11 protein-coding genes and 2 pseudogenes are annotated in these 12,149 nt (G+C 37.6%); 4 read left to right on the plus strand and 9 right to left on the minus strand.

The annotated features are described in order from the left end of the window. Positions 1 to 83 precede the first annotated feature (83 nt). The 8 genes from ACZZ95_RS21710 to ACZZ95_RS21745 form a co-directional block, all read right to left on the minus strand. Entirely contained in the window at positions 84 to 665 is a 582-nt protein-coding gene (locus tag ACZZ95_RS21710; protein WP_463470637.1) for a hypothetical protein, read from the minus strand. A gap of 326 nt (positions 666 to 991) precedes the next feature. Next, on the minus strand, positions 992 to 1,288 hold the full coding sequence (locus ACZZ95_RS21715; protein WP_463470638.1) for a hypothetical protein: 297 nt from the start codon (positions 1,286 to 1,288) through the stop codon (positions 992 to 994). 8 nt (positions 1,289 to 1,296) lie between these two features. After that, entirely contained in the window at positions 1,297 to 1,803 is a 507-nt protein-coding gene (locus tag ACZZ95_RS21720) for a hypothetical protein (protein ID WP_463470639.1), read from the minus strand. A 152-nt stretch (positions 1,804 to 1,955) separates the two neighbouring features. Next, complete coding sequence (locus ACZZ95_RS21725) at positions 1,956 to 2,573, minus strand: immunity protein Imm33 domain-containing protein (protein WP_463470640.1); 618 nt, start codon at positions 2,571 to 2,573, stop codon at positions 1,956 to 1,958. A 176-nt stretch (positions 2,574 to 2,749) separates the two neighbouring features. Further along, on the minus strand, positions 2,750 to 3,295 hold the full coding sequence (locus tag ACZZ95_RS21730; RefSeq protein ID WP_463469349.1) for a LemA family protein: 546 nt from the start codon (positions 3,293 to 3,295) through the stop codon (positions 2,750 to 2,752). 158 nt (positions 3,296 to 3,453) lie between these two features. After that, entirely contained in the window at positions 3,454 to 3,819 is a 366-nt protein-coding gene (locus ACZZ95_RS21735; protein WP_463470641.1) for a hypothetical protein, read from the minus strand. A gap of 60 nt (positions 3,820 to 3,879) precedes the next feature. After that, the gene (locus tag ACZZ95_RS21740) at positions 3,880 to 4,257 is read right to left on the minus strand and encodes a hypothetical protein (protein WP_463470642.1); all 378 of its coding nucleotides are present in this window, start codon (positions 4,255 to 4,257) and stop codon (positions 3,880 to 3,882) included. 153 nt (positions 4,258 to 4,410) lie between these two features. Next, a complete protein-coding gene (locus ACZZ95_RS21745) occupies positions 4,411 to 5,052 on the minus strand; it encodes a DUF4240 domain-containing protein (RefSeq protein WP_463470643.1) in 642 nt (213 codons plus the stop codon). Between the two features lie 763 nt (positions 5,053 to 5,815). Here ACZZ95_RS21745 and dinB point away from each other — a divergent pair. The 4 genes and pseudogenes from dinB to ACZZ95_RS21765 all read left to right on the plus strand — a co-directional run bounded on the left by dinB (position 5,816) and on the right by ACZZ95_RS21765 (position 11,274). Beyond that, positions 5,816 to 6,999 (plus strand): annotated as a pseudogene (dinB, locus tag ACZZ95_RS21750) (DNA polymerase IV). Positions 7,000 to 7,003: 4 nt separating this feature from the next. Further along, positions 7,004 to 10,063, plus strand: a pseudogene (locus ACZZ95_RS21755) (DNA polymerase III subunit alpha). 291 nt (positions 10,064 to 10,354) lie between these two features. Further along, positions 10,355 to 10,978 (plus strand): SOS response-associated peptidase, encoded by a 624-nt coding sequence (locus ACZZ95_RS21760; RefSeq protein ID WP_463470644.1) that lies wholly within the window; start codon positions 10,355 to 10,357, stop codon positions 10,976 to 10,978. Between the two features lie 11 nt (positions 10,979 to 10,989). Beyond that, positions 10,990 to 11,274, plus strand: a complete 285-nt coding sequence (locus ACZZ95_RS21765) for a hypothetical protein (protein ID WP_463470645.1) — start codon at positions 10,990 to 10,992, stop codon at positions 11,272 to 11,274. 415 nt (positions 11,275 to 11,689) lie between these two features. Here ACZZ95_RS21765 and ACZZ95_RS21770 read toward each other — a convergent pair whose 3' ends face one another. Then, positions 11,690 to 12,130 (minus strand): DUF1810 domain-containing protein, encoded by a 441-nt coding sequence (locus ACZZ95_RS21770; protein ID WP_463470646.1) that lies wholly within the window; start codon positions 12,128 to 12,130, stop codon positions 11,690 to 11,692. Between the last annotated feature and the right edge of the window lie 19 nt (positions 12,131 to 12,149).

Raw genomic sequence — 12,149 nt, forward strand, 5'->3', positions numbered from 1 at the left:
TGGTTAAGCACAAAATTTTAAAATCAAGAGCAACTTTGAATTAAGTCTAAAACCCCAATCTAGCCAAGCTGTTATAGCGCGTTTTATTTGCATAATTTGTTGACTACTTTCTGCTCAAAAACTGATTTTACATAAGCTCTTTGATTTTCTAATTCTTCAGCGCCAAGCATACGATTTGGATTATTGATATATGTCCACCATCCTAGAGAAACTTCTACTGTATGATTCGACTTATTGAAATCACCAATGAGAATAACTAAATTATTTATTGAATCATTTGGATTATCTATTTCTGTATGCTCATCGTCATATTTTGTGTTGTTATACTTTGATGAAGTAACGTCAAGTCCAATACTTTTTAGTTCAGTCATAAAACTTTCACGAGAGTAATGCTTTATATGATAAACAGCAGTGTTGTCATCAAAACAAGTATTGGATCTCGGTCGAGAAGTGGCTATAAAAGCGTAGAAACAAATAATTAGTGGAATATATGGAGTAATGCGAATTATGATTGTTTTTTCTTTTAAAGCTTCAATATGATATGCTAAAGGAAGAATTGTCAATGCAATTAAGTCTGAATAATCGACAGTTCTGTAAATATTCCAAAACCCTAAATTATTCCATAAATTTATTAATGTTTGACTATACGGCGATTTCCAGTACACAAATGTGAATGCTGTGAAAATGAAAATCTTGTTCTTGTGGTTAGGAAAAAATGCGATCCAAAATAGAGGAAATACAAAGAGTCCAGCAAAATCTGATAGTTTCCCAGTAAACCAATTTCCATACAGTTCTTTTAAAATAAAATCATTTAGTAACAGAACTATTAGTCCAAGTATGAACCAAATAGATTTAAATATTCTAGTGTTGTTTTGTGTCATGTTGGAAATGCGCTATAACGTTCTGTCACTACAGCGGGTTTGGGACTAAATTAAGCCCTATTTTCGGATTTGCCAAATCATCCCAGATACAAAACCATCTTTCAATTAAGTCAAATACCCAAATCCGTTGTAGCATCTATGGCGTTTTTCTTTGTTCTCTCGTATATTTTCCAAAAGAAGTATGCAAGTCCGATTATGTTTAAAATAATCCAAGAATTGTAACAAATATATATTATTTTCTCTGATGTGTTCATACTTGCAAGACTCCAATATTCGCCCTCTAAACTGTCATAATTATCGTCATAGCCCATAAGTAAAACTCCCAATAGAATAAACACGAATAGGTCTATCACGATAATTGTAATTCCATAGATAACATCAATAAATCGTATTTTCAATTTAGCCATTTACAATTTCAATTTTTTTTCGTTTCGCTGTCGTATATCATTGTTAAATGTCTGTCCCAATTTAAGAATTCATCACAAGTAAATTCAAGCTTTGATTTCTCCCAATCTTTAAACTCAATTATGTCCATTTGAATTGGGCTTTCAATAGGTTCTTTCTGTTTTATACTTGTGGTAACTTTTTCAAAGTTGTAATAGTCAGCAAGAATAAAATCTCCATTCGGTGCGACTGTCAGATTTTGATATTGTGGTTGATCTTCCCAATTTGTCAAATTTCCTGTTTCTCTGTCAAGTTGAAATAAATAGTCGGAAGTCAAGACCAAAATAATATCTTGAATTGTCGAAATAGTAACTTTCTTTGGAAACCCACGAAACTGTCCACACCATTCTGAATAATCATCATTTATGAACTTTATAAATGTCCAACTTTGAGAATTCCACGCACTTTCGTTGTCGTAAATTCTTTCGGTGTATTCTCCTGAATATGGTTGACTTATTATTTCTGCTTCAATTATCATTCGTAGTTTCGGTCTTTAAAATGCCACATAACGTCTTGGCGCTACACGAGGTTTGGGATTAAAGATGTGAGGTTTTTCGGTTAAGCACAAATTTCCCAAGTACAAAACTATATTTTAATTAAACCTAATGCCCAAATCTCGTGTAACGGTCGCTAGCGGTTCGGTTTTTCTATTTCCAACAGTTTTTCGTCAAACCAAACATCTTCATAGCCATTTTCGGTTATTAGAAATCTAAATCCTTCGTCAAGTCCCAAATAGTCAATCAGTTTTGGTTTTCTTTGCAATAAATGTTCAGCACAAATTGGTTGAAAAAAATTGTCGTCTTCCGAATATTCTCCGCTCCAAATGAACCAACAAACTTCGTCTTTTTTAGTTCTGTGTCTTAATCCATTTAATTTCTCTAAATCTAAATTTTCTGAAATGCCAATTTTAAGAGTTTTATTGATGGGTCTCCAATTTGAGCCATATTTTTCACAAATTGATTTCTGCTTTTCAATATGAATATTCCAATTGTTATAAACCATTAATTCGTCCACATCGTTTTCAAGTCTATTTTTCCATAGTTTCATATTAACTTTATTGATGGGAAAGTTTATTTCTTCGTTATCCCAATCAAAAATTGTCTCAGAAATTATTTCGTCATTTTCATCCCAATCTATTTCTTCGGAAGCTATACAATTCCAAGCAAAATTTGACAAATCATTTTTTTGAATTTCATCTTTAAGAAACTTGTCGCATAATTCTATTAACTGTTTTCTTTCGATCTTCATATTTTGTCGTTTTTCCTTCGGCTTCTTAAACTGACCGCTAACGTTCTGGCGCTTGGTGAGGTAGGGGAATAAAGATGGGGGATTTTTCGGTTAAAACACAACTTTTTCAAACACAAAACCATCTTTAAATTCAGCCTAAAACCCCAATTTCGCCAAACGGCTGTTACCAGTAGTTGTTATTGTGGATATTCGCCCCCATTTTTAACCCAATTTTCCATTTCTTTTTTTCTTGCCATAACTTTTTCATTTTCAACTCCATATCTAATGTCAAAATACTTGTACGATTTACGAAAATTCATTCTTCGAGCAATTATAGAATTTGGAAATCGGATTCTGTAAACATTATATTCTCTAACTGCTTGGTTATAATTGTCTAAGTTGGAATTGAGCTTGTCATTTAAATTTGACTTAAAGCTATTTGACATTGCAATTTTATTTAATTTGTATTCAATCAATTCAAGTTCTTTTAGATAATCTTTAGAATCAATAATTTTTTTTGAACTTTCTGAGTAATATTTCAAACTATCATTTTTAATTTTCTGTTGAGTAAATTCTGCATTTCTTTCTTTTAAGTTCGCAACATAATTTTCCCAATTCTTTTCTACATTCTGATTTAAACTTGATAAGTTTCCACTAACATTATTTTCGAGAAAAAGCCATCCAATTACACAAACGACAATAAATAATATTAATGTTATTAAACAGCCTTTTAGAAGTTTCATTCTCGTTTAAGATTTAGTTGTGGAACAATTACTGCCAACGTTCTGGTACTACAGCAGGTTTGGGACTAAATTAATCCCTATTTTCGGATTTGACAAGTCATTCCAAATACAAAACCAACTTTCCATTAAGCCAATTGCCAAATCCGTTGTAGTAGCTGTTATGAGCTGGCTTTTTTAGTTATATTTTCTGCTTCTACATCATTTAGAAAATCCAATTCATTAAGGAGACATGCTCCATTGCCACCTTTCGGATTTCTATAACCAATCACAATTCCATGTTTTGATTCTTCCGCTTGAATTGCCACAATTAATTCTTTTTCGTTTGTTTCTTCCTCTATTAAGTAAGCCATTTTAGGCAACTCAATTTCAAAAAATTTATGTTCTCCGCCGGCATTTTGTAAGCAGAAAACCGCAATACCTTTTCGGGCTTCTTCTTCGGTTGCAATTCGGCGAGAAATTACTGGAATATCTTTCCAGTTTCTTATATCAAATTCAGGCCAATTATTTTCGGATTCCTTTTCCATGTTTGTTTTAAACGGTTGTATTGAAGTTTGCTCAGAACGTCGGATACTACAGTAGGTTTTCTAGTCTAAATTATCCCAACCAGAAACATTTCTTTTTTTAAGTTTTAATAATCCATACATAATTAGCATTACAATGACTGTGATAATTGGCGTAAGAATGTTGTTAGTATTCATTATTTGAATGATAAATAATAATGTACTTGTAGATAAGAATCCCCAAAAGCCAAGTTTAAACCATTTAAGAAGCATAAATGAAAATAAGACATTTAAGATTTCAATTGAAGCAACAATTAGCAACAAATTTTCTGATGTAATATACTTAAATCTTTGGACTATACTGTCTATATTGTAAAATAAACCTAATGAAACTATTGAATATGAAATTATTAAATATATTAACCAAGCTGTTAAGCATCCATGTCTTTGTTTGTTTCTCATTTAAGTTGTTGGTGTTTAAAGCTAGCTCATAACGTTCTCGCGCTACAAGCAGTTTGGGATTAAATCAGCGTTATCTTTCGGATTTGCCAAATCATCCCAAATACAAGACCATCTTTCCATTAAGCCCAATGCCCAAATCCGTTGTAGTGGCTGTTACCTGTCGTTGATCTTATTCAGTGGAATTTTTTCCGCAAGTTTTGGATATTTTTCTTGTACTGTGTTTTCGTCAAATTTTTTTCCTTTGAGCGTCCAATCAGGATGATATGTTTTTGGAAGATCCTTTCCTGTTTTCTCTTTATAAGCATCGTAAGCCGAATATTGAAGTCCTTCCCATAATTCTTCACTTTCGGATTTAATCCAATATGCACAATCATCAGGGTTTGCAATTGTTTCATAAAATTTTTCTCTACCATGAGCAATTAAATATTGTCTGAAATAATCAAAACAATCATCCGAACAACCTCCGTTTATAACATAAGAAGCACCCCAAAGATTCCAATTATATGAGCCTGCTAAAAGAGCAGAAAATGTATTGTCAAATTTTTCAATTTCTTTAGGTTCAAGTTTTAGAAGTTCAGTTTTTAATATGTTTATTTGAAGCTCATAATTATCTTTAGATTGAATTCTTGAAACTTCAATTAATTCCCAAAACTTATTTTCTTCCATTATCTTTCCACTTTTATCAGAAGATGTTAAGTTAATATACTCATGAGTTTTTACTGGTTTATTATATTCTTTTTTTTGACAGCTTACCGTCGAAATTTGAATAATAAAAAGAAGGATTATTATTGTCAATTTTGAATTCATAATTCTATATAGTTTTTTTTGCGTTTGGTTTCTTCAATGACAGGTAACTTGTATATATGTCTGACAACGTCCGACTTATGCACCCTAAATTGGGTGGCTATGTCTGACAACTGTCAGTGTTATTTATTTTCAAAAATAGGATTTTTATTTCATAAACTATCAAATGGACTTTTAATTTGATTGATACTATTTGGTACTTACATGAGTAACTATACAAAACAAAAAGCAGAAAAAGTAGTAAGACGAGTATTCTAAAACATTGTAATAATTCGAGATAATCTTTTAGATAATTGAATACTTCCCGCTACTTAATAAGGAAACAGAATAGTTAAGGAATACTGATAGAAAATCTTGATAGCAATAAATCATATTCATTTACAGCGGTATCTTACTCGCGGATACAGACCTCTACCCTACACCCTTTAAATCTTAAATCTCTAAATAATACATATCAATCAACTATCAAATACTACCCACTAAAAATAATCCCCCACTCCATCGATCTCCCTTTTACCGGTCATAATAAAGAAAATAAAAAAAAATATATAAAATATAAAAATATAAAAAAGCACCAACAAAGCTTCTATCAATCTTCCGTAATTTCTGAATAAAGCCAAAATAACACTACTCCCCCTGTTTTGCAACCCATCCTAAAATAAGGACTTTTCAATTTTGTTATTATTAATAACAACTATATTTTATTTTTTGTCGCTGTCTGTGCTAATTTTGACAAGTATAAAATGAAAAGAATATGAGCAGGGCTATTGTACACATTGACATGAACACGTTTTTCGTTTCCTGCGAAAGACTAACCAATTCACAGCTTAACGGAATTCCTTTAATTATTGGCGGCGGGGAAAGAGGTGTGGTCGCTTCGTGTTCCTATGAAGCGCGAAGATTCGGCGTGCGCTCGGCCATGCCGATACATATGGCCGTGAAGCTCTGCCCGCAGGCTAAAATCATGAAAGGCGATATGGAACTCTATTCCAGACTATCGCATGATATTACTGAAATCATTCAGGAGAAAGCGCCCGTAGTGGAAAAAGCCAGCATTGACGAGTTTTATCTGGACATAACGGGAATGGATAAATTCTACGGCAGTTACAAATGGACTGATGAACTCGCGCAGCGCATTACCAAGCAGACAGGGCTTCCCCTCACCTTTGCGCTTTCGGTCAACAAAACAGTTTCCAAAATCGGCACCGGGGAAGGAAAACAGCAACAGAACCTTGAGATACCAGAGCATCTGGTGCGGCCTTTTTTAAATCCGCTGTCCATTCAAAAAATTCCAATGGTGGGACAAAAAACCTTTGAGTCGCTCTCGCGCATCGGCATCCGCACCATTCAGACCCTTTCTGAAATGCCGGCTGAAGCCCTGCGGCGAGCTGATCGGAAAAAACGGCATCGAACTCTGGAAAAAAGCCAACGGCATTGACAATAATCCTGTTGAACCTTACACCGAAAGAAAGTCCATTTCTACCGAACATACTTTCTCCCAAGACACCATCGATATGCCCAAACTGAACAGGGTCGTCGCTCGGCATGGTGGAGAAACTCGCCTATCAGCTCCGCTCCGAGCATTGGCTGGCCTCTACGGTAACGGTTAAAATCCGATATGCCAATTTTGACACTGAAACCAAACAGTGCCGCGTGCAGTATACCGCGGCGGATCATATTCTGACCAAAACCGTTACGGAGTTATTCGATAAACTCTACCAGAGAAGAATGAGACTGCGTCTTATCGGGTCGCGGTTCAGCGGACTGGTCAGGGGCACCTGCCAAATTGATCTTTTTACTGATACCGAGGAAATGCTCGCACTCTATCAGGCCATGGACCGAATGAAAACACGCTACGGTTTTGATGCGGTGATGCGGTGCGCCGGGGCCTCCATGAAACCCAACAATAAAAATGAAATTTTAAAACGCAAACCCTGATTCCATGTTTCTCAACTGCCACTCTTTCCACTCGCTCCGTTACGGCACCATTCCAGTTGAAGATCTCCTGCAAGCAGGCGGTTTCTTGCGGCGTCAAAGCCATGGCGCTGACCGATATTAATACCGTAACTGGAATTTATGAATTCCTTAAACGCTGTACTGCCGCAGGCATAAAACCGCTTGTAGGAATAGAATTTAGATGCGACCATAAACTGCGCTATATCGGGCTGGCTGAAAATGCAGACGGCCTTGCCGGCATGAACCGTTTTCTAACCGAGCACAATTTCAGCGGACAGCCCCTGCCCGAGTCTGCTCCTTCACTGGAATCAGTTTATTTTATTTATCCTCTTGGAAATGAACCCGCAAACTTAAGCGCAAATGAATTTATCGGCATACAGCCCGACCAGCTCAGCAGGCTTTATACTCCAAGCCTTAAAGAAAAAACAGCCAAAATGGTCATCCTGCGGCCCGTTGTATTCAGGACTAAAAGGGAATACAACCTGCACAGGATCCTTCGCGCAGTGGATCTAAATGAGCTTTTATCCAAATTAACAGCGAGCAGATTTCTGCAAAAAAACAGACCTGATGTCTGTCGCTGGAGCAGCTTTATGGCTTATTATAAAGATTATCCTGTGATCATCCAGAACACCGAAAAAATAATTGACAGCTGTAATTTTAACTATGACTTTGAGAGTCCCAAGAATAAAAAGTTCTATACCCAAAATAAAAAAGGCGATATCAATCTACTGACCACGCTGGCCGAGGAAGGTCTGGTGTGGCGGTACGGCGACAGTAATCCAGCTCGCAAAAGCAAGGGTTGAAAAAGAGCTCAAAGTAATTAATGAGCTTGAATTCAGCGGCTATTTCCTTATTACCTGGGATATCATCCGCTACAGTAACAGCAGAGGATTTCTGCATATCGGCAGAGGAAGCAGCGCCAACAGTATAATTGCTTACTGCCTGGGCATTACCGATATCTGCCCCTTGGAACTGGATTTATACTTTGAACGGTTTCTAAATGAAAACCGCAAAAGCCCTCCTGACTTTGATATTGACTGGTCTTGGAAAGAGCGCGATGTCATATTGAAATACATCTTTGACCGCTACGGCTATGAGAACGTGGCATTCTGCGGCACTAATGTGGAATTTAAATACAGATCGATATTCCGCGAAGTCGGAAAAGTATTCGGGTCGCCCAAAGACGAACTGGACCAGCTGGCAAAAAATCCAATGAAATTACACCAGACCAATTCCATAGTCAAACTGGTGCGACGAGTACGGCATGATGCTCGAGAAATATCCCAACATGAGAAGCATGCACTCGTGCGGTATCTTAATTTCTGAGGAACCGCTGACCAACTACACCCCGCTGGAAATGCCTCCTAAAGGTTTTCCAATTGTACTTTTTGATATGCATACCGCGGAGGACATCGGGTTTGAAAAATTTGATATCCTGAGCCAGAGAGGCATCGGACATATTGATGATACGGTAAAACTCATTGAGAAAAACAGAGGCCTGCGCATCAATATCAGGGACACCCGCTTGTCAAAAAACGAAGCTGCAGCCAATACCTATCTGGCTGAAGGCAGGACAATCGGGTGCTTTTATATTGAAAGTCCTGCAATGCGGGGACTCCTGCGCCGTTTAAAATGTGACAATTACAAGACCCTGGTCGTCGCTTCCTCGATCATCCGTCCCGGCGTTGCCCAGTCCGGAATGATGAAGGAATATATTTTCAGACACAATAACCCGTCTAAGTTTGAATACTTCCATCCCGTTTTTGAGCGGCAGCTCGGTGAAACTTACGGCATTATGGTCTATCAGGAAGATGTGATCAAAATTGCACTGCATTTCGGCGGACTTTCTGCGACTGACGGCGACATCCTCAGACGGGCTATGTCGGGTAAAGGACGATCTAAAGTCGCCCTTCAGAAAGTAAAAGACGATTTCTTTAAATCCTGCGAAGTTAAAGGACATCCACTGGGACTGAGCCAGGAAATCTACCGCCAGATTGAATCCTTTGCCGGTTACTCTTTCTGCAAGGCCCATTCGGCCTCCTATGCCGTGGAGAGCTACCAGAGTCTCTATTTAAAAGTGCACTACCCTGTTGAATTTATGGTAGCGGTAATCAACAATCAGGGCGGGTTTTACAGAACCGAAATATACATCCATGAAGCCAGAATGGCCGGCGCTGTGGTGCATAATCCCTGCGTGAATAAAAGTGACTATGAAACCGTTTTATACGGTACAGATATTTATCTTGGTTTTATGCATCTTTTGAATATCGATTCCAAACTCTCGCACTTTATTGCAATGGAGCGTACCCGAAACGGGAACTTTTTATCCCTTGAGGACTTCATCAACAGGGTGCCGATGGGAATTGAAAACATCAAGACACTGATCTTTATCGGGGCTTTCCGATTTACCGGGAAAACCAAAACCAGCCGCTGGTGCTGGTAAGCCTGCTTTTAAATAATTACAAACCTGAAAACCGCAGTCTGATGCTGCTGCAGGAACCCGCAAAGGAATTCAAACTTCCCGTACTGGAACGTTCCCTTTTTGAAGATGCTTTTGATGAGATCGAACTGCTGAGTTTTCCTGTATCGTGCAGTGTATTTGATCTGCCGCAGACCAAATACCGGGGTGATGTTCTGGTTAAAGACCTGCTCCGAAACCATAAAAAGCAGGTCAGGATGCTCGCCTACCTGATCTCAACCAAGCAGGTTCCGACCAAAAGGGGAAATATGTATTTCGGAACATGGATTGACGTGCAGGGCGCCTATTTTGATACGGCGCATTTTCCAGACAGCCTGGTTAATTATCCCTTTCAGGGAGGCGGATGCTATCTGCTTTTAGGAACTGTCGAAATTGATTACCATTTTCCGACCATTACCATTGCTAAAATGGCCAAGATGCCCTTCATTCCTGATCCCAGATATTCGGACTCTGATAAAAGGTTTAGCACACAGCACAATATCAAACAGGACATCAGCAGGCACGGAACGAAAGCCTTATCCGCAGGAACATGAAATTAACCTGCAGCGCCATCGCATGAAATTTTGACGTATATGTTATGTAAAGTCCTAATTATGAATTAAATTTGATAGAGAGTGAAAACTAAACAAAGAAAATAATCCAAAGTATCAGCTGGCTTGTCACTGCTGTCCTTCGCAGGTTATCTTGTTTGTGCATTTTCCTTGGGAAGTTTTTCGATATGCCTTACATCAAAGCGTACCGGCTCATTGATACAATGCACCAGTCCAAATCCATGAAGGGACATTTCCAAAAACTGCCCGTAAAAGTTTAATTATTAGTAAGACCAGGTGTTTGTATAACTATAAAAACCAGAAAATTATGTGTTATTATACCCAGCAGTCCGCATCCATTGAACATCTTAGAAGACGATTTAATGCAGAGATCGATAACGAAGAAACCTATCTTCAGTCCGATTTCATCAATGGCTTTGCGCATCCCAATATCCCTATAATCCTGAATTCCACGCCGCATTTAATTACGACAGATTATACTTGGGGACTGCTCCCGGGATGGGCTAAGGATATCGAATTCAGGAAAAATACACTCAATGCCAGAATTGAATCCATTGATGAGAAAGCATCCTTCCAAAACATAACCCATAACAGGTGCCTTATCATAGCATCTGCCTATTACGAATGGCACTGGAATGATGAGAAAGGAAAAAGTAAAGACAAATACCAGATTAACTCACAGGATGATGAAATTTTCACCTTTGCAGGATTATACTCCTCATGGACAAATCCCGTTTCAGATGAAGTTAAAAACACCTACACTATGGTTACGACACAAGCCAATGAATTAATGCGCTATGTCCACAACCATAAAATGCGGATGCCCATAATGCTTAAAAGGCAGGATGAAGCAGCATGGCTGGACCAGTCCGTTAAAATTGAAGATTTTGCATTTCCGTATCAGGGAAACCTTGTGGCGTTTCCAGTATAAAAACATTAATTATGAACCAGATTGATTATTTTAATGGAGTCAGTAATCAGGATTTTATTGATTACTATAAAGAGGATTTGTATTCTAGAATGGAAATCACACTATACACCTATCCGCACGAATTCATTGAGGAAGATCCAAGGCCTTTGGATCATTTAAACAGATGTGAAGTAATTCTATTTGAATATCTCTATAGTACCTATGAAAGTGCGAATTATGAAAGACGGCTTGCGCCGCAAAATCAAGAACTAGAATTACAAGATAGAAGCGAGCAAGCAGAAAGCCGCCCCGATTGAAATTGATCCGGCACCCGAAGAGACCCCTGAAGAAAGAACTCAGAGGCTTGCCTTGGAGCAAGACCAGCGCAATGACATTGTAGATGCTAAAATGAACGAGCTTGCACCCCTGCTGGATGAGGTGATTGATGAGTATTTAGAAAAAGTAAAACTTAATTTTATCAATTTATAGAATATCAAAGCAAATCTTCACAGTGAATGCTATGCAGTGCCTAAACAGATGGTTAGATAAAATTTCTGAAATCTTCAAATCTTCGTTACTGTGGATTATAGATTAATTTTCGCCCCTAATTTCAACAAACCTATTGCTGTACAGCATTTTCATTAAAAGCCTGATGAAAATTGTATGTGATCCGAACAATTAAATTTGAAAATTTAAAATTGTAAATGATTCGCCCGTAATTGATTTAAAGCATTATGACTTACTTTTCTGCTCTGTAAGTATTGCTATGGTTTTATCATCAGGGAATCCCGTATAATATTTTTCCAAAACTTTTTGAAATATAGGATCTGTATTTTGGATCTGGCTGAAGAGCGTCATACAGGATTTAAGTTTTCTATCGTCAGGTTTACCAAAAATCTCTAAGGCTGTTTTTCCCTGCTGGCGGAAAACCGCTTCTGAAATTTCAACCAGGCGTTTCCCCAATATTGGATCATTCAAATATTCCGAAGCTTCATGGATGTCTTTTATTCCATAATACACATTATAGTCCGTAAATCCCAAACCTCTGATCTGAGGAAAAATATACCACATCCAATGACTCTGCTTCTTTCCGTTTTTGATTTCTTCTAAGGCATGCTGGTAAACATCCCACTGTGCCCGCACAAATCTTTCTATCCCGTCATCTAAATTCATACATAACAATTTATAGTTT

The sequence above is a fragment of the Flavobacterium sp. AC267 genome, assembly GCF_979258715.1.

Excerpts from the sequence above, each read along its gene's own strand:
- ACZZ95_RS21715 (WP_463470638.1), bottom strand. The coding sequence starts at position 1,288 with ATGGCTAAATTGAAAATACGATTTATTGATGTTATCTATGGAATTACA.
- ACZZ95_RS21720 (WP_463470639.1), bottom strand. The coding sequence starts at position 1,803 with ATGATAATTGAAGCAGAAATAATAAGTCAACCATATTCAGGAGAATAC.
- ACZZ95_RS21725 (WP_463470640.1), bottom strand. The coding sequence starts at position 2,573 with ATGAAGATCGAAAGAAAACAGTTAATAGAATTATGCGACAAGTTTCTT.
- ACZZ95_RS21730 (WP_463469349.1), bottom strand. The coding sequence starts at position 3,295 with ATGAAACTTCTAAAAGGCTGTTTAATAACATTAATATTATTTATTGTC.
- ACZZ95_RS21735 (WP_463470641.1), bottom strand. The coding sequence starts at position 3,819 with ATGGAAAAGGAATCCGAAAATAATTGGCCTGAATTTGATATAAGAAAC.
- ACZZ95_RS21740 (WP_463470642.1), bottom strand. The coding sequence starts at position 4,257 with ATGAGAAACAAACAAAGACATGGATGCTTAACAGCTTGGTTAATATAT.
- ACZZ95_RS21760 (WP_463470644.1), top strand. The coding sequence starts at position 10,355 with ATGTGTTATTATACCCAGCAGTCCGCATCCATTGAACATCTTAGAAGA.
- ACZZ95_RS21765 (WP_463470645.1), top strand. The coding sequence starts at position 10,990 with ATGAACCAGATTGATTATTTTAATGGAGTCAGTAATCAGGATTTTATT.
- ACZZ95_RS21770 (WP_463470646.1), bottom strand. The coding sequence starts at position 12,130 with ATGAATTTAGATGACGGGATAGAAAGATTTGTGCGGGCACAGTGGGAT.